General features: G+C 37.5%; 18 protein-coding genes and 2 pseudogenes. 12 read left to right on the top strand and 8 right to left on the bottom strand.

The window, feature by feature from the left end; translation table 11 throughout:
- Nucleotides 1-15: 15 nt before the first annotated feature.
- The 6 genes from F985_RS21670 (at nucleotide 16) to F985_RS21695 (ending at nucleotide 5,608) form a co-directional block, all read left to right on the top strand.
- On the top strand, nucleotides 16-606 hold the full coding sequence (locus F985_RS21670) for a LemA family protein (protein ID WP_002051712.1): 591 nt from the start codon (nucleotides 16-18) through the stop codon (nucleotides 604-606).
- Nucleotides 607-627: 21 nt separating this feature from the next.
- Complete coding sequence (locus F985_RS21675; protein ID WP_004705209.1) at nucleotides 628-1,710, top strand: TPM domain-containing protein; 1,083 nt, start codon at nucleotides 628-630, stop codon at nucleotides 1,708-1,710.
- Nucleotides 1,704-2,264, top strand: coding sequence for a TPM domain-containing protein (locus F985_RS21680; protein WP_004705211.1), 561 nt, complete (start codon nucleotides 1,704-1,706; stop codon nucleotides 2,262-2,264). The genes F985_RS21675 and F985_RS21680 overlap by 7 nt, the downstream gene beginning before the upstream one ends.
- Before the next feature lie 341 nt (nucleotides 2,265-2,605).
- Nucleotides 2,606-3,115, top strand: a complete 510-nt coding sequence (locus F985_RS21685) for a pilin (RefSeq protein WP_004705212.1) — start codon at nucleotides 2,606-2,608, stop codon at nucleotides 3,113-3,115.
- Between the two features lie 55 nt (nucleotides 3,116-3,170).
- A complete protein-coding gene (tfpZ, locus tag F985_RS21690) occupies nucleotides 3,171-3,881 on the top strand; it encodes a TfpX/TfpZ family type IV pilin accessory protein (protein WP_004705215.1) in 711 nt (236 codons plus the stop codon).
- Between the two features lie 98 nt (nucleotides 3,882-3,979).
- The gene (locus F985_RS21695) at nucleotides 3,980-5,608 is read left to right on the top strand and encodes a PglL family O-oligosaccharyltransferase (protein WP_004705217.1); all 1,629 of its coding nucleotides are present in this window, start codon (nucleotides 3,980-3,982) and stop codon (nucleotides 5,606-5,608) included.
- Nucleotides 5,609-5,649: 41 nt separating this feature from the next.
- Here the strand turns inward: F985_RS21695 and bfr are convergent, their stop codons facing one another.
- From bfr to gmk, 7 genes and pseudogenes are all read right to left on the bottom strand, one after another.
- Nucleotides 5,650-6,114, bottom strand: coding sequence for a heteropolymeric bacterioferritin subunit Bfr (bfr, locus tag F985_RS21700; protein WP_000678123.1), 465 nt, complete (start codon nucleotides 6,112-6,114; stop codon nucleotides 5,650-5,652).
- 244 nt (nucleotides 6,115-6,358) lie between these two features.
- On the bottom strand, nucleotides 6,359-6,553 hold the full coding sequence (locus F985_RS21705) for a bacterioferritin-associated ferredoxin (protein ID WP_004705220.1): 195 nt from the start codon (nucleotides 6,551-6,553) through the stop codon (nucleotides 6,359-6,361).
- Nucleotides 6,554-6,761: 208 nt separating this feature from the next.
- Nucleotides 6,762-7,145, bottom strand: coding sequence for a RidA family protein (locus F985_RS21710; protein WP_004705222.1), 384 nt, complete (start codon nucleotides 7,143-7,145; stop codon nucleotides 6,762-6,764).
- Between the two features lie 121 nt (nucleotides 7,146-7,266).
- Nucleotides 7,267-9,372, bottom strand: coding sequence for a RelA/SpoT family protein (locus tag F985_RS21715; protein WP_004705224.1), 2,106 nt, complete (start codon nucleotides 9,370-9,372; stop codon nucleotides 7,267-7,269).
- Nucleotides 9,373-9,411: 39 nt separating this feature from the next.
- A pseudogene (locus tag F985_RS25825) lies at nucleotides 9,412-9,542 on the bottom strand (hypothetical protein).
- A 38-nt stretch (nucleotides 9,543-9,580) separates the two neighbouring features.
- A complete protein-coding gene (gene rpoZ, locus F985_RS21720) occupies nucleotides 9,581-9,859 on the bottom strand; it encodes a DNA-directed RNA polymerase subunit omega (RefSeq protein ID WP_000135049.1) in 279 nt (92 codons plus the stop codon).
- Between the two features lie 72 nt (nucleotides 9,860-9,931).
- Entirely contained in the window at nucleotides 9,932-10,561 is a 630-nt protein-coding gene (gmk, locus tag F985_RS21725) for a guanylate kinase (RefSeq protein ID WP_004705226.1), read from the bottom strand.
- Nucleotides 10,562-10,683: 122 nt separating this feature from the next.
- Here gmk and ispH point away from each other — a divergent pair, with 122 nt between their 5' ends.
- Entirely contained in the window at nucleotides 10,684-11,634 is a 951-nt protein-coding gene (gene ispH, locus F985_RS21730; protein WP_004705229.1) for a 4-hydroxy-3-methylbut-2-enyl diphosphate reductase, read from the top strand.
- Nucleotides 11,635-11,646: 12 nt separating this feature from the next.
- On the opposite strand, the pseudogene F985_RS25650 reads toward ispH, so the two are convergent.
- Nucleotides 11,647-11,893, bottom strand: a pseudogene (locus tag F985_RS25650) (hypothetical protein); the annotation flags it as partial.
- Between F985_RS25650 and F985_RS21735 the strand changes: the two are divergent.
- From F985_RS21735 to F985_RS21755, 5 genes are read left to right on the top strand one after another with little or no spacing between them, the layout of a single operon-like run.
- Entirely contained in the window at nucleotides 11,802-12,251 is a 450-nt protein-coding gene (locus tag F985_RS21735) for a GspH/FimT family pseudopilin (protein WP_004705231.1), read from the top strand. The pseudogene F985_RS25650 and the gene F985_RS21735 overlap by 92 nt on opposite strands.
- The gene (gene pilV / locus F985_RS21740; protein ID WP_004705232.1) at nucleotides 12,248-12,748 is read left to right on the top strand and encodes a type IV pilus modification protein PilV; all 501 of its coding nucleotides are present in this window, start codon (nucleotides 12,248-12,250) and stop codon (nucleotides 12,746-12,748) included. The genes F985_RS21735 and pilV overlap by 4 nt, the downstream gene beginning before the upstream one ends.
- Before the next feature lies 1 nt (nucleotide 12,749).
- Nucleotides 12,750-13,787 (top strand): PilW family protein, encoded by a 1,038-nt coding sequence (locus tag F985_RS21745; RefSeq protein WP_004705233.1) that lies wholly within the window; start codon nucleotides 12,750-12,752, stop codon nucleotides 13,785-13,787.
- Nucleotides 13,784-14,566 carry a pilus assembly PilX family protein gene (locus F985_RS21750; RefSeq protein ID WP_004705234.1) on the top strand — a complete coding sequence of 261 codons (783 nt, stop codon included), beginning with the start codon at nucleotides 13,784-13,786 and terminating at the stop codon, nucleotides 14,564-14,566. Before F985_RS21745 ends, F985_RS21750 begins: the two co-directional genes overlap by 4 nt.
- Before the next feature lie 15 nt (nucleotides 14,567-14,581).
- On the top strand, nucleotides 14,582-18,262 hold the full coding sequence (locus F985_RS21755; protein ID WP_004705235.1) for a pilus assembly protein: 3,681 nt from the start codon (nucleotides 14,582-14,584) through the stop codon (nucleotides 18,260-18,262).
- Nucleotides 18,263-18,269: the final 7 nt, after the last annotated feature.

Genomic DNA, 18,269 nt, shown 5'->3' on the forward strand with positions numbered 1-18,269 from the left:
GAGGATAAAGTGACGATGAAAACGTTTAAACAACTTGTAATCGCGACAACACTTGCAAGCACCTTACTATTTTCCGGCTGTGGCTATAATACTTTACAGGTCAAAGATGAGGCTGTAACAGCGGCTTGGTCTGAGGTACAGAACCAATATCAACGTCGATCAGATTTAGTACCAAATCTTGTAAACGTAGTTAAAGGTTATGCTAAGCACGAAGAGCAAGTATTAACTGAAGTAACTCAGGCACGCGCAAATGTAGCAGGGTTGAAAGTCGATAAAGAAGTATTGGAAGACCCAGCATTACTTGAAAAATATCAACAAGCGCAAAGCCAGTTAACTGGTGCGTTATCTCGACTGATTGCTGTTTCAGAAAATTACCCAGACTTAAAAGCCAATACCCAATTCCAAGAATTACAGGTTCAGCTTGAGGGTACAGAAAACCGAATTGCTGTGGCACGTAATCGTTATATTACAACTGTTCAAGACTATAACTCTTATGTCCGTCAGTTCCCACAAGCTGTAACAGCGAAAGTGATTGGTATGCATCCAAAAGCTAATTTCTCTGCGGAAGCATCGGCTCAGCAGGCTCCAAAAGTTTCTTTTGATTAATTTAAATCAAGGAAGTGCCGCATGAGAAATACGATATTGCTTCAGTCTAAGCAAATTAAGGTATTCGTTATTACCTTAATGGTGCTTTGCTGCAGTGTTCTTTTTCAGAGTGCGGCTTGGAGTGAGAATAATATTGCCACTGCTACAGATGAAACTGACACGGTGGTGGCAGGTAAAATTATTCAACAGCAGCAAGCTCAAGCATCGAAGCCTAAAGTAAATGAGCAGGCTGCTTCAAGTGCCGCGCCTCGAGCTCAGGTTGCAAATGACATAGCTGCTGGTGAATCAATTCGTGGTTTACCTACATTAAATCAGCCTGTCATTGATCAAGCCAATATTTTAAGTGAAGCTGAAAAGCAGCAACTTAACCAGAAAATTTTAAATTTATATCAGCAAGGTAAGGCACAAATAGGTATCGTGATTGTGCCGACTACGGGCCAAGAAGATATTTTTGATTACGCTTTGCGTGTCGGTGAGAAATGGCAACTTGGTTCAAGTAAACGTGATAATGGTTTGCTTATCGCAGTTGCAATTAATGATCATAGAATACAAATTCTAACTGGATATGGTTTAGAAGGCGTATTACCAGATATCGTTGCAAGCCGAATTATTCGAAATCAAATTACACCTTACTTTAAACAAGCCCAATATGCACAAGGCTTAAATGCTGGTGTCGATGAAATTACAAGAATTTTAAATCTAGATCCGGAAGTTGCTCAGCAAGCTGCCCAAGATTTAAAAGAGCGCCAACATCAGGCTGCCGAAGAACAACAAGCCAAACAAACAACGCTGACGATGGCATTATTTATTCTTATTGCCGGAATTGTAGGCTCATTTATTGTTGGTCGACCTCTTAGTGCTTCTACCGCAGGTGTTGCCGCTGCAGTAGCAGGTTTTGTTAACGGTGCAGGCGTGGTCACTAGTTTATTACTTGGATTTGGTATCTTCTTTTTACTCATTACCTCAATTGCCCAACTTATTTTACAGGCTATTTTAAGTGGTTCTGGTGGTGGTGGACGCGGAGGCGGCTTCGGTGGTGGAGGCGGCGGTTATGGTGGCGGCGGAGGTCGTTTTGGTGGTGGAGGTGCTTCAGGCTCATGGTAACAACATCAGAAACAACACAAATTATTACTCAACCCAAAATTGAGGAATTTGTAGAGCCAAGTTTAAAACGTTGGTTTAAGCATATATGTTATTTTCCTGCGAGTAGCCGTTATTTTAGTAAAAAGGATAAACAAGCGATTACTAAAGCTGTTCAACAAGCAGAACTTGGTCATGTCGGTGAAATACAGGTCGTTATAGAAGGGCATATTCCTTGTTCACAAGCGTATAGACAAAATACGCGCTTAAGGGCACAACAACTATTTGCAGAACTTGGAGTTTGGGATACCGAACTTAATAGCGGTGTGCTGCTCTATTTAAATTTATGTGAACGCACAGTAGAAATTATATTTGACCGCGGTATTAGCAATGCAACTACTGATCAAGTGTGGCAAAAGATTTGTGAGTCTATTGTTCAACAGCTCAAACAAAAACAGTATCTACAAGCTGTAGTAATTGGGGTTCAGCAAATTGGTGATGTGATGTCTCGCTTTTACGATGAGAATATGCCAGATCAAAATGATGAATTGGGAAATGCACCGATTATTATTAATTAGTTTATTGCTCTAGAAATTAACTATTTTTAGTATTTATTCTTGATATGGTGGTTGACAAAAAATGTCACCTATTTAACTGCTTTTAAAGAGATTTTTGTCACATTAAAGAGTGAAAAAAAGAAATAGGATGTGAAGTAATTTTTATTAGTGATTCAATACTAATAAAATTATGGTGACAATTTTTGTCAGTTATGTGCTTAATATACAAATAAAATTAATTTTGATAAATCTTAACTTACTGTTTTTAAATAAAAAATAAAAGTTGGCATGGTTGCTGCAATATAGTTGTTAGCTTAAAAAGCTTATATAAAAACATATATACAATCTTTGGGGAAAAGGCTATGAATGCACAAAAAGGTTTTACATTAATTGAACTTATGATCGTAGTTGCGATTATTGGTATTTTGGCGGCAATCGCGATTCCTGCGTATCAGGATTACACTGTTCGTGCACAAGTAACAGAAGGGTTGAATGTGGCGGGTGGTGTTAAAACAGCTGTAAATGATTATTTTGCTGATGTAGGTGATTGGCCAGCTAATATTCAAGCTGCTGTTTGCGGTAAAAATGCAACTAAAGTTTGTGCTGGTGGTACAAATACTGATTATAAAGGTAATTATGTAACACAAGTTGATGTGACGAATGGTGGCGTTGATATTACTTATGGTAATAAAGCAAACACAAATGCATTAGCGACCAAAGTGTTATCACTTATTCCTGGTTCTGATACAGCTAAAAACGTTACTTGGGTTTGTGGTAATGCTTCAACGCCTAAAGGTGTAACATTAGCTACTACTGCAACAAATAATACAACCATTGATGCTAAATACCTACCTGGTTCTTGCAAAAACTAAATATTTTTTTAAAGTGAAAAGCTGGATTTATTCCAGCTTTTTATTTGGATTACATATGAGTAAACGTATTAAGTTCTTCATACTACATATAACATTTTCACTTATAGTCATTAGTTTATTAATTTGTTGTATTTTTCTTATGTGGTATCCCACCCCTTTGAGTAAAGCGACAGGACTAGAACACATATTATTTTTACTAATTTTAGTCGATGTTATTGTTGGGCCGCTTTTAGGATTGTTGATTTATAAAGAAGGTAAAAAAACTCTAAAGTTTGATTTGGCTATAATTTGTATTTTACAAATTAGTGCGTTTCTTTTTGGCTGTTATCATGTGTTTAAGGGCAGACCTGTATGGATAGTATACAGTGTCGATCAATTTGAATTAATACGTGACAATGAAGTGGTTTCTAAATCATATCAATCTTCATTTTTAGGCCCAAAATTTGTTGGTATCCAATATTCTAATGTTCCTCAATTAAAGCAAAAAGAAATGTTTCAAGAGTTATTCAGTGGAATAGCTTTAGCACAAGATCCCAAAAACTATAAAAAATTAAGTCAAATAAAACCACAACTCTTACAACATTTACAAGGTCTAGAAATACTTGAAAAATTTAACTCTAAACAGCAAGTAGAAAATATTTTAAAAAAATATCCAGAAGCGAATGCATGGGTTCCTTTAAAAGCAAATGCTGTAGATATGGTTGTTTTAATGGATAAAAACTCGGCTCAAGTGGTTAAAATTGTAGACCTACGACCATGGAAATAAATCAGGAACTCTTGTGAGAAGATACATATACAAGCTAATTCTTCTCACTTTCTTCCATGTATAATCCTTCTCAAGTTTTTGGCCTATAACCTGTCATTATGCAAGTATTCTTTCTGTTCCTCGCAGCAATCCTGTTAGGTTTTGCGTGGCTATCGCCATTTCACTATAACCCTTGGGTGATGTTTTCTAGCGAAATGAGTACCTTTGCAGCAGGTCTAGGTGTCTTAGCTGCGCTTTTTCATCAAAATATTAAAATTCCGCGTGCACAATTATTGTTGTTACCATTTATTTTAATTCCAGTGGTGCAGTGGGCTTTGGGGTTAGTTTTTGATTTTAGTACAGCTTTGTTAAGTTCACTTTATTTTTTAGGCTTCTGGTTTATGGTTGTAGCGGGCTATAACCTATCATTAGAGCCACAAAAAAGAGATGAGATTTTTATAGGTTTTAGTTTTCTTACTGTTATTGTTTCAGTTGCAACAAGCGTTATTGCAATTTGTCAGTGGTTAAACGTTGATACACATTTTGCACACATGCTGCATTTAATAGGTAATAGACCTTACGGAAATTTTGGCCAACCTAATAATATGGCAACATTTCTCATTATGGGGCTATTAGGGTGCTTATATTTATATGAAAAGAACAAGGCTTCAGTTTGGTTGCTCTTGCCATCAGCACTAACTATTTTATTTGCAGTTGTTCTGAGTCAATCACGAACCTCTTGGATTGTTTTGCCTTTTTTACTCATCTATTGGGTTGTTAAGCAATTTAATAAACCTAAGCGTTTTGGACTATTTCAAGGCCTACTTTGGTGCGCTGGCTTTTTTTTAATGGCTGGTTTGGTTTTACCGTTTATTACAAGCTTAATTGAAACGTGGTCACATACTGATATAACTCAGGCGAGTAGCTTGGCTGAACGGGCAAGTTCTGGTTACTTACGCTTTAATATCTGGACTCAAATGTTACTCGCTGTACAGCAACATCCGTGGCTGGGATATGGCTGGAATCAAACCAGTGTTGCTCAAATGTCCGCTTATGCTCTTTTCCCAACAACAGAGTGGACGACCAGCGCTCATAATGTGCTGCTTGATCTTATTATTTGGAATGGTATTCCAATTGCTACTGTGATGATTGCCTACTTTACATGTTGGTTGTTTTGGTTGAACCAACAAGCGAAAGAAACGATCTCAATCATTGCAATAATGATGGTATGCACAGTACTTATTCATGCGATGTTAGAGTTTCCGCAGCGCTATGCCTATTTCTTACTGACTTGTGGCTTTCTATTGGGTGTAATTCAAGCACAGACTCCAATACTGAAAGGCGTTGTATTAAGCAAACATCTTTTGCGTTTAGTATGGGGTATAGGCTTGGTACTTGTAATCGCAATTTGGCGCGACTACAACGTATATGTCATGAATAGTAACTTACTATTTAAAAACAAGCAGCCAAATGCTGAGTTTATGGGAAGCAATCGAATTTTTGTTTTAACTCAATTTGATCAACGTTTAAAGTGGATCGCACTTAATCCTAATGTAACTTTATCTGAAGCAGAATTAGTTCAATGGGGAAATTTTGTGAAGAACAAAGCAACTCCATATAATTTGCGTAAATATGCTCAGTTACTTGCTTACAATGGAAAAGTAGATCAAGCAGAGCAACAAATATTTATTTTGCAGCACCTTTATGGGCAGCAAATAACACTGCCGGAATTATTAAAAGATAAATAAAAAAATCCCCTTGCACTACAAGGGGATTTTTTTATGCAAGATTACATTTGGCTCTGGATATAATTTTCGATACCAACGCTACCGATAAGGTCAATTTGAGTGTCTAACCAATCCCAATATTCTTCTTCTTTTTCTAGAATTTCTTGTACTAAATCACGCGTTACATAATCTTGTTCTGTTTCAGCTAAAGCGACTGCTTTTTGAATAGCTTCAATGTTTTCTTTTACTTTGCGAATATCACATTGCAGAACTTCTTCTGTATGTTGACCGATATATAATTTACCTAGATGTTGAAGATTTGGGAGGCCTTCTAAAAATAAAATACGTTCAATAATTTTATCTGCATGCTTCATTTGACGAATTGATTCTTTATATTCAGCAGAACCGAGTTGTTCAATACCCCAGTCATTGAACATGCGAGAGTGTAAAAAGTATTGGTTAATTGCAGTTAAATGATGATACAGCACTTGGTTAAGCTGATTAATCACATCACGATTGCCTTTCATTGTAGCTACTCCAAAACAATTTCTGCCTTAATCCAATTAAGGCAATCTATGAATTCATTTTAGTGAACAATCATGGATATGGCGAGTAATTTATAGAACAGCAAATGAAAATCGCAATCAAAAACAACACAATATTGGTAAAGGTGAGTTTCCTTCCAAAAAAAACCGCTTGAATGAGGAACAATGAACGTTCCGCAAAAAGCGGTGGAGGAGTCAATAATTTACTGTTAAATACTAATTTTTATTATGCAGCTACCGAAATGCGTGCAGCAATTTCAGCTAATTCATCACTAATAATAGCACGTGCTTCTGGTGCACAGCGTCCGCAGCAAGTACCAAGGTCAAGCAAATCGCGAATTTCACGATAGCTTTCAGCGCCATTTTCAATAGCGTCTTTGATATCTTGATCTGTAATGCCACGACACAAGCAAACGTACATGGGAGTGATCCCCAAATATAAATGCGATAACTGATATTATTGATAATTATTATCGTTTGTCAATGAAATTCATTTAAAATCTCATTTATCTTTATTGGGATTTTGGATAAAAAAATACCACCTAAGCGGAAATCTGAGAGTTGTCCAGATTTTTAAGCACGGTGGTATTTACGTTTTTCACTAAATATTTAAGAATTAAATTGTTATCTTATTGATTAATAATAACAATACCGTCCATTTCAACTAATGCACCTTTGGGTAAACTTGCTACCCCAAGTGCAGCGCGAGCTGGATATGGCTGAGCAAAATATTCACCCATGATTTGGTTTACAAGTTGGAAGTTAGATAAATCAGTGAGAAAAATATTGAGTTTTGCAATATCTGCAAGTGAGCCACCTGCAGCTTCACATACAGCTTTAAGGTTGTCAAATACGCGGCGAATTTGAGCTTCAATGCCTTCTACAAGTTCCATACTGTATGGGTCTAAACCAATTTGCCCTGATAGATAGAGAGTGTTGCCTACTAAAATGGCTTGAGAATATGTGCCAATAGCAGCAGGGGCATTTTCAGTATGAATGACTTGACGGGACATTGGGTTCTCCTTGATTAAATCTTTTTCCATCATAATCGATGATACGTTTTGACAAAAGTATCATCGATTTAATTAATTAAGTGATTTTGGAAAGTTAGATTTTAGTAAAGCAGAACAAATTTTAGCTAACTTTGGAAATTTCTGCCTGTGGAGCTGGGGCATCTAAGCGTTCAATACGTGGGAATCCGTAGTGCATGCGTAAATCACGAATAACTTTTGCAATATGCTTACGATTGTTCACCACAATATTGAAGAAAGTTCGTTGCTCGTTGGAATGTACCATTTCTACCCCTGCATTATTTTTACGGCATTGATAGATAAGGTCTGATACCTGTTCATCATTCATAGCCATATAAATCGCAAGGTAGGCAGTAAAGCGTACATCATCTACATCATCTGCTTTCCATTGAAGCGGCATGATATTTTCTGGATGCAAATGCTGTTCATGCAGTAAATTATGACAACGAATACGATGCACAATTAATCCACGGCGTGTTAAGTGACCTTGAATGAGATCGCCCAAAACTGGATTGCAGCAGTGAGCATATTTAACATCGATGCCTTCAGTACCCTGAATTAATCGGTCTGAATTTTCTACTTGTGGATGTTTGTCATTTGCAAACAAATGATTGGCTACGAGTTGAGGAAGTAAGTCTCCAACTGCGATTTGCTCAAATAATGCATCTTTATTATCAATATGACGCCATTGTAAAAGATCTAGCCAATCTGCTTCTGAAAGATCATTGATTGAACGGTTAAAGAGTTTTAATGCTCGTGAAAGTGCCTGTGCACCCACTAGACGTTGTTCTTCAATATCTTGATCTTTGAGCACATGTTGTAACGCACGGCGGGCTTTTTGAGTATTAATGAAGCTTAACCAATCTGGATTTGGAGTTGCTAAAACATCAGTAATGATTTCAATTACCTGTCCACTGACTAGGGGAGTTGAAAGTGGTTTAATTTCACCATCAACTTTTGCACCTACTGCATGGTTACCCAAGAAAAGGCTTGCTGAATAAGCAAAGTCAACTACCGTTGCGCCTTGTGGTAATTCGTGTAGTTGCCCATGTGGGGTGTAAACCCAAATTTTTTCTTGATGTAAGTAATCTAATAAATCATTAAAAGTTGTTTTAGCACATTCACCGTCAATGAGTGTATTTAAGTTCTGCATTGATGCCTGAATGGCAGAACGACAAGTTTGCGGCGCATTTTCACCTAATACCACACCAAAACGGGCAGCTTTACGCATGAGTTCAGTTTGAATGGTGAGTGATAGTGTAGTTTTTTCGCCTTTAAGCTTGATCAATAAAGATTGATTACCGCCAGGTAATGGGCGTCGAATATGGTCTTGGTATTCGATAACTTGAAAATTTTCTTTTAATGCTGCAAATAAACGGTCACAGTCGGCAACTGACTGTAAAACAATTTCAAAGGCATGACTATGGGTAAGCTCTTGTAAATCCATCTCGCTTTTGACGAAATGGCGTAATAGTTCAATATTATTATTTTTCTTTTTAATACGGCCTTGAATATGGTAGTTGTGCAGAAGCTCTGCTAGATTTTGTTCCCAAATGCTTTGGTATTTACATCGTTCGGGTTTGGTTTGGAGTAATGCATTCTGGACGTTATCAAACATATCTAAATCAAGATTTTGATAACATAAATTTTCAAGATTATCAGCCATTTCATTCATGCCGACTAATCTTGCCATAGGTACAAAAATATCAAAAGTTTCTTGCGCTATACGAGCACGCTTATCGGGACGCAAAGCACCTAAGGTTGTCATATTATGATAGCGATCGGCTAGTTTAATAATAATGACGCGTGGATCTTGTAGTGTTGCTTGTAGAATTTTTCTAAAAGACGCAGCTTTGTTGTATTCTTTATCACTCGATTGGCTTAGCTTGGTCACGCCATCAACTAGCTCTGCAACAGTTTGGCCAAATCGCTCAGTAATATCTTCTTTGGTATATTGAGTATCTTCAATGACATCATGTAAAAGGGCTGCCATTAAAGTTTCAGCGTCCAATCGCATATTAGCTAAAATACAGCTAACAGCAATAGGATGTAGAATATAGGGTTCACCACTTTTACGTGTAATACCAGTGTGTGCCAGATCTCCAAAATCACAGGCAGCAAGCACTTTCTCGACTTCACTTACGGATAAGTAAGGTTCGATAATTAATTTGAGCTGTTGCTTGGCTTGGCTGACCTCTTCGCCTGGCATAGACCACCCTTTTTCTGTTGCTTAAAAAACTAAATCTATCTACTTCTTAATGAAAAGCATATTGCGGAACTTGTCAATTTTTTCGTTTGAAAAAGTGTATTTTTTTTTCAATGAAAATAATTGTTTTTGCCAATATGTTTTAAATATGAAGAAGCCAAATAAAAAACCATCGCAAAGAAACGATGGTTTTTTATAGAAACAGGAGTAATTAGAAAGAAAAACCTTCTAAATTCAAGCTGTTTGTAGAAAGGGCAAGATCAAGACTCGAAGTTTGATAATCTTGCTCACGTTGTTTAAGAATTTCTTTCGTTACGTGACCTACAGCGATTTCACGTAAAGCAACAACTGTCGGTTTGTCGTTATCCCATTCTACAGTTGGCTCCATGCCTTGACGTGCCAATTGACGAGCACGTTTACTTGCAACGAGCACAAGCTCAAAACGGTTGTCTACATGATCTAAACAATCTTCAACGGTGACGCGTGCCATAAAAGTTCTCGTTCTGGAATGGTAAATTTGAACAGACTAAATAGTATAAAAGGCTTTCGTTCTAGACTCAAGTTATTCCTGTTTTGGTTGAGGAGTAATCAAGTCTTGAATTAATGTTTGGTGTCTTTTTGCTTGCTGAGATAGCACTAAACGGTTCGCTGTAATCACAGCTTCAAGCTCATGTAAGGCTTTATTAAAATCATCATTGATAATGATGTAGTCAAAGTTCGTGTAATGCTGCATATCTTCAACTGCACAACTTAAACGATGTTCGATCACTTCAACAGAATCTGTACCGCGATTAGATAAACGCTGACGCAAGTCAAATTGAGTAGGCGGTAAAATAAAGATTTGTTTAGATTCAGGAAACAGCTTACGTACTTGCTCTGCACCTTGCCAATCAATTTCAAGCAAGACATCATGTCCTTGAGCTAACTGTTGTTTTACGGTTGCTTGCGAAGTGCCATAATAGTTACCAAATACTTCAGCGTATTCAATAAATCCATCTTGGTTAACTTGGTCTAAAAAGTCATCTTTTGTTGTGAAGTGATAGTGAACACCATCTAATTCACCTGGTCGTTGACCTCGGGTAGTATGCGAAACTGAAACATGTAAATTGCTTACACGGTCAAGTAGGGCTTTCACCAAAGATGTTTTGCCCGTTCCTGACGCAGCAGAAACGACAAACAATAGACCCGACATGATATTTTTCCTGATATGATAAAATATCTTCGCTATTGTAGTGTACCGTGCGTTTAAACTGAATAGTTTTAACTGCAAATATTTAAGAGAAGTTCCCCTGTTTTATTAATTTTGAGGCTGTTATGGAAATTGTGTTAGCTAATCCGCGTGGTTTTTGTGCCGGTGTTGATCGAGCCATAGCAATCGTCAATCGGGCTTTGGAATGTTTTAATCCTCCTATTTATGTACGTCATGAAGTTGTACACAATAAATTTGTGGTAGATGACTTGCGTCAGAGAGGGGCAGTTTTCGTTGATGAGCTGGACCAAGTACCAGATGACTCAATTGTAATTTTTAGTGCACACGGTGTTTCCAAAGCAGTCCAACAAGAAGCTGAGCGTCGAGGTTTAAAAGTCTTCGATGCAACTTGTCCTTTAGTTACTAAAGTGCATATTGAGGTCACTAAATATGCTCGTGAAGGAACAGAAGCAATTTTAATTGGTCATGAAGGTCACCCGGAAGTTGAGGGTACGATGGGGCAATATGATAAATTAAAAGGTGGGGATATTTATCTGGTAGAAGATGAGGCTGATGTAGAAGCCTTACAGGTAAGACATCCCAACAAACTTGCATTTGTTACACAAACGACTTTATCTATTGATGATACAGCGAAAGTGATTGATGCATTGCGTGCGAAATTCCCAAATATTCAAGGGCCACGTAAAGATGATATTTGTTATGCAACTCAAAACAGACAAGATGCTGTGCGTGACTTAGCTGAAAAATGTGATGTCGTATTGGTAGTTGGCTCACCTAATTCATCAAATTCGAACCGTTTACGTGAACTTGCTGAACGTATGGGCAAAGCTGCCTATCTCGTAGATAACGCCGATCAGCTTGAACAATCATGGTTCAATGAAACTTGTAAAATTGGTGTAACAGCTGGTGCCTCAGCTCCAGAAATTTTAATTAAGCAAGTCATTCAACGTTTACAAGACTGGGGTGCTCAGGCACCTAAAGAGTTAGAAGGACGTGAAGAAAATATTACTTTTAGTCTTCCTAAAGAATTACGCATTCATGTGACACAAGCATAAAATGTGACTTATTTAACATACTGATTTTAAAAAGTTAAACAGATAATTGTGATGTGACAGTTATCTGTTTTTTTATACCCTTTATCTGATTTGTATTCGTTTTGTAAAACTAAAACGTAAAATTTATATAGAAATAAAAAATTTTAAGTTTATTTGGGGTTAAGGGGATGAGGGGGATTATTCCGCAAGAAGGGTTCACCTTAATTGAGCTAATGGTAACCATCGCAGTAATGGCAATTATTGCTGTGATGGCTGAACCAATGTTTGGGGATATGTTGAATAACCAAAATTTGAATAGAAGTTCAGAAGATCTAGTTTCAAGTATAAATCAGGCACGTATGAAAGCTATAGTCGAGCGTAGACAAGTAAAAGTGCAATTAAATTCTACGTATGTTGCAGATAGTGACAATCAAATTAATTGGGTACCAAGCGGAAAAGCTCAATTAAAAACAGGATCTAATACTTCTATAGTATTTTTAATGTCCGGTTTGGTAAAAGATGCAACTGGAGATACAACTTTTGAAATTTGTAATACGGCATCTGGTAATAAATCAAAAATTATTAATGTTTCAAGAATGGGATCAATTCAGTCAATCACAATGGGGACATGTTCATGAAGAGCCTTGGACACCAGCGTGGTATGGGGATGATTGAAATTTTAGTTGCTTTGCTGATTTTGGCAATTGGTATTTTAGGCTTTATTGCTCTGCAGTATAGAGCGTTAGAAGCAAGTGCAGAAAGTACATCGCGGGTACAAGCAATTACATTGGCGCGCGATCTTGCCGAGCGCATGAGAGTTAATCGTAATTCTTTGACTGTATATAATCAGCAACTTCAAGATGCCAGTAAACAAACAGACTATGCTAAAAATTGCTTTCAAAACAATTGTACTGATACAGAGTTAGCTGATTTTGATGTTGCTCAGGTTGTAAAAAGTGCATCTTCTTTTGGTATGACTATGAATATGATTGCCTGTCCCAAAACTAACAATCGTCAATGTATTTATATTGCATGGGGAGATACTAGTGCAACGAATGGCACTGGTATAGGAGATTGTACTCAAGATACTTCATATAACAATAATTCAACGTGTGTGATTATGGAGGCCTATTAAAATGAAAAAAAATCAGGGTTTTACATTAATCGAACTCATACTTTCGTTAGCTTTAGGTCTGATAATTACAGCCGCTGCAATATTATTGTTTTTGACTAGTCAAAAAAGTTTATCAATGCAGATAGGTGTTTCCGATGTACAGGATAATGCTAATTTTGGGCTTAACTATTTAACCCAAGATATTCGCCTTGCGAATTTAAATAATCCTAAAGCAGTTATTAATGATCAAACTGCGTACGGCGGTATCGTCTTAACCTCTGCAGTTAACTCAGCTAAAGATGCTGCTAATGAGCCTCTTAGTAATCTCTATAAAACCATTGTTGGTGTAACAGCCGGTACTAATTTACTTTCACGTAGTCAAGGCGATAGTGTTGGTAGTGGTAATACTTGGACTGGAGCATCAAACGTCCAAAGTAATGGAAGTGATATTGCCAGTGACCAACTCGTTATTCAATATGTACCGCAATATACAATTGATACAAAAGGTACAGCAACTCAAGCTGACGATGAATATATAGGTGGTACAGATTGCGAAGGAAACAACTTGAATTTTCCGCTTGCAAGTGGACGCCAAGTTATAGTTGAACGATATTTTCTACGTAAAGATGCTAATAACACTACTGATGAACCCAATCAACCCTTAGCACTAGCTTGTGATGCCGGTTATTACCCATTAACGGGTAATCCAACTGCTATCACGCGTTATGGGGATGCGGGTGAAATTATAATGAAACGCGTAGATTATTTCCGAGTTTTACTGAATGTTCAGGGGAGTTCAGGGCGACGTTATATTTCAATACATGATTATTTGAGTTTAACAGCTCCTCGTCCACGTATTGTTTCGGTACAAATTGGATTATTAACTCGTTCATTGCAACCAGTCGGTGCAGAAGTAGCAATTAAAGATGATCAACAATTTTCAGTATTGGATCAAACGATTACAGTTAAAAAGCCTACAAATTCTACAAAAAAATATGTGCGGCAAGTGATATCACAAACCATCGCTTTACGTAATGTAATCGGGGAGCGTGGTGAATGAAACTGAAGCAGAGTGGTTCAGCGTTAATTGTTGTACTCATTTTTTTAGTTGCAATTATGGTTATTGGTACAATAGCAATTCGTAAAGGCTTGATTAATATAAATATAGCAACAAATAGTCAAGTTCAACAATTGATATTACAAAATTCGGATGCTTCTTTTTTTCAGATAGAGAATCCAACTAATCTAATTCAAAGCTTAAGTGCGACAGGTTTATTTGGTTATATCAGCAATGCAAATGACAAAAATAAAGAATTGGTCTTTTGTTATCGCGGAGATCAAAGCGACTTTTTTAATATTGGTCGTGCAAGTTTAATGCAATGGGTGGATGGAAATAGTGCACCTACTAATAATGCTTTAGGTACAGATGGTTATTGTGATGCAGTTGATACAACCAATAACTGGTTTACCAGTGGTCGTAAGGCAGTCATGACTCAGGTTGCAGTCAAATTCTCCACTGTCGGGGAAGATGACCCTTTTTATGCTCGAACTCGTGGCCTTGATGAAAAAGAAGGGCAAGTCCAAGAGGCGAAACGAGTCAAAGTATTTGCTGTGTCATTGATGCCAGGTTTGAGTAGAGTTAATCGTGCTGATATTAACAAGTGTCTACAACAACACATGAGTGAAGTGACACTCCCAGATGGAACGGCAGCACCAGATGTTACTAATAAATCCGACTTAGACAATCCTTTAAAGTCAGTGGCAGAGTGCTTAACCAGCTTAAATGTCCCATTCACTACGAACGTCACTGAATACACTATTGCACAAGATTTTAACTAATTGGGGAAAATAATAATGGATAAGAAAGACTTAAAGTTTTCATATCATCCAAAACTTCTAACAAGTGCAGTAACCGCTTTATGTACTGGGTTAGTAGCGAGCAGTGTAAGTCAGGCAAGTGATATTGATATTTATCAAAAAGCAAAAGCTGGTGATATTACTTTAATGTTTGTATTAGATATATCGGGTTCTATGGGATATCCGCAACTCCAAAATGATGCTAGTGCATGTGATATCCCGAGTAATGTATTGCAAACTGGTTATAGTAATGTGTTGTCTAGTAATGGTGTCGCCGAATATAAGCGCTATTATTGCACTGCAACTGCTCCCACTTATTATTATATGAAGTATGGGTCATCTTGGTATAGCTGTGGTAATTCGAGTTCGCAAAGTGATTGTACAACTAAGTTAAAGAGTGCACCTTCTACTAGTGGTTTGACCTCAATGTCTGCAAACTATAGTACTTATTACTATAAGGCTGGTCCAAATACTCAATATCCTGACCGTATTACTCGTGTAAAAGATGGCATGATTGATCTGCTTAACGGTAATACTAGTAAAGGCATCCTACCTGTTTCTGATGATAAATTAATTGGTCTGACGACTTTCTCCCGTCCAACACAATTTAATACTGCTGGTGAGCCGACTGCTGCAGACAATTTAACAGGTCAGGTCCGTATTCCTGCTCGACGTCTGGATGCAGTCGTAAATGGCAAAACTCAAAGAAGATTATTAATAGAAGAAATTGCAAAACTTGGTGCTAGAGGGGGTACCCCAACAGCTCATGCTTATGCAGAAGCTGCAGCCTCCTTAATGGGTACCACCACTCAAGGAGTAACTAATAGTGGTTTCAACTATGCTGGTACAGGTGCAACCAGTGGAGGAAACTATGTACGTCCCGATAGCATTACTAAACAAATGACAGGGACAACTACGCAGTGTAGTGGCCAAGGTATTTATGTTTTAACTGATGGAGAGCCAAATAGTAATACTTCTGCATCAGGATTAATGAAGAAAGCTTTAAGCGGTAAAACATTTGCTTGTACAGATAGCGATACAGGTTGGAATTGTATTCAACAGTTTTCACAATTTTTACTAAACAATGGTAGTAACCCTGTTGGCTTAAAGATTAAGACTGCTGTTGTTGGGTTTGGAAGTGATTTTAATATTATTCCATCTTTTAATAGATCGTTGTCTGTAGCAGACAACTTAGCAAATATTGACAACTCTAATGCATCAGCAAATCAAAAAGAAGCTGCAAAATGGGGTGTTAATGCAAGTGGTGGTTGGTATTCTGGTTCAAGCTCTCAAGATGTTGTAAGTAGTGTAAATGCATTTCTAGGAGATCTAGGGTCTGATATTCCGGCTGTAACTACAGGATCACCTACAATTCCTAAAGATAGTCTTAACCCTGCGGTATTACAAAAGCAAGCTTACTTTCCTCAGTTCCAACCGACTCCAGATAAAAACTATCAACTTTGGGCAGGTAATCTCAAAAAATATGCAGTGGTTAATGGGATTTTAAAAGACCGTGATAATACTACTTTAATTAGTACAGCAACTGCTACAAAGGGGCAAATACTTCCAAATCGTGATTTTTGGGCATATATCGATAGTGATACTACAAATGATAATGCCGACTCCAATACACCTGGAAGTAATAGCTACACCCTAAAGGGAGGAGCTTGGTCGCAGTTGCTTTTAACAATGAATCAAACAACACAAGAAAATCGTAATTTGTTGACGAATAGAGGAGCAGACGGTTCAACAACTACAACTCTAAGACAAATTAAAAAGTCCGATTTAACAGATACGACTTACCAAACTGATGGAAAACGTGGTTATTTGATGGCATTGCTTGGGTATCCGATGACTGTGACTCAAGCAAAGGATCCTGATCATTTAGTTCTTAATGCCGCGCCGTCTACTGCTTTAAGACAAATTGGTGCGCTAATGCATTCCTCACCACTATTAATTACCAATAGTGGTCAAATTACATATACAAATGGCGTAATTGATACTCAAAATCGTGAAGACTATGTTTTATTTGGTACAACACAGGGGCTTTTACATATAGTCAAAGCTGGCAAGAATGATAGTAGTTCTGTAGATAGTAATGGCGGAAAAGAAGTATTCACCTTTGTTCCAAATGAGATGGTCGAAAAACAACCCGAAGCATTTCTGAAAAACGATGCCATGAATGGAGGAGTCGATCAATTATATTATGGTATTGATGGGCCGTGGGCTAGTTATACTCAGTATGTATTAGATAGTAGTCGAAAAGGGCTAACTGTCGGTAAAGGTTATGGTTCTCAAGAAGGTAAGCAGATCGTATATGGTGTCTTGCGAATGGGTGGGCGTAGTTATTATGCGCTTAATTTGCAAGATATGACTAATCCAAAGTTATTATTCCAAATATCTCCTGATGAACAGAAAACTTATTATAACGGTTCAAGCAATACCTATGCCGCATTAGACAATATGGGTCAAAGTTGGTCTAAACCAAGTATTGGTTGGGTAAATTGGAAAAAAAGTGATGGTAAAACTACTGAACGTAAACGGGTGATGTTTGTTGGCGGTGGTTATGATGAAGGCTATGAGAGTGATACCTATAACCCTAGCATTAGTAAGGGGGCAGGTGTATATATGTTTGATGCTGATAACGGTAAGTTACTTTGGTGGGCTAGTGCTAAAGCAACAACAGCTCAAGGTGCTGAAGCCTACACTCAATCCGATAATTTAAAATATAGCGTAGTAAGTGAAATTCGTACCGAAGACCGAAATGGTGATGGTTTGATTGATCATCTTTATTTTGGTGATTTAGGTGGACAACTATTCCGTATCGACTTAGATAATACTGCTGCAACCAATTCAAGTTTTGCTAAGCCACCAAAATTGTTATTGAATTTAAATAATGGTGCGGCTAGTCCACGTTTTTATGAAATGCCTGCATTCTCAGTATATGACTACAATGGTACAACATTCGCTGTTGTTTCTATTGGTAGTGGCAATCGTAGTAAACCTTTAGCTCAATATGCATCGGGCCAAGGTTATAATTATGATGCTGTATATAATATTTATGACAAAGATGTGGCAGATAGAAATTTATATAAAGCTGACTTCGTATATCAAACTCCAATCACAAATACGAATCAAATGGGGGAAATTACTAATTCAAACTGGAATACTTATGATGATGGTGCAGTCGCTTTACTTTCTGCTACGCGTGGATGGTTCTATCGATTTAAGTCCGCCAATATTCAAGATGCTAAAGTGTTTGCAACACCAATTGTATTAAATCATCGTATGTTTGTTTCTACTTTTGATGGTGGAAAAGCGGGTATGTCTGGAGATTGTGGAGCAGGAGTAAAAGGAGAAAGCTTTTTAAGTCAGTTTTGTATGCCTTTTGGACAATGTAGTAAATCGACCCTAGCAGCTAATAATGATAGTGTTCAGTGTGCACCTGGTACTGATTGTTCACAGGGTGCAGGTATTCAAGATACTACTGTTGTAGATGATGGTGGCGATGGCGGCGGCGGCGGTGGCGGCAGCGGCGGTGGCGGTGGTAATGGAAGTACTAATAATAAGAACTATTGTGTAAATATGGGTAATCGTGGTGTTACCACTATTGGCGGTATTATTGCCTCAAATAGTAGTAAGATGTGTTTAATACCACAGCGTTGGTATGTCCGTTAGAAAGGAA

The sequence above is a fragment of the Acinetobacter seifertii genome (genome assembly GCF_000368065.1).
Classification (GTDB): domain Bacteria; phylum Pseudomonadota; class Gammaproteobacteria; order Pseudomonadales; family Moraxellaceae; genus Acinetobacter; species Acinetobacter seifertii.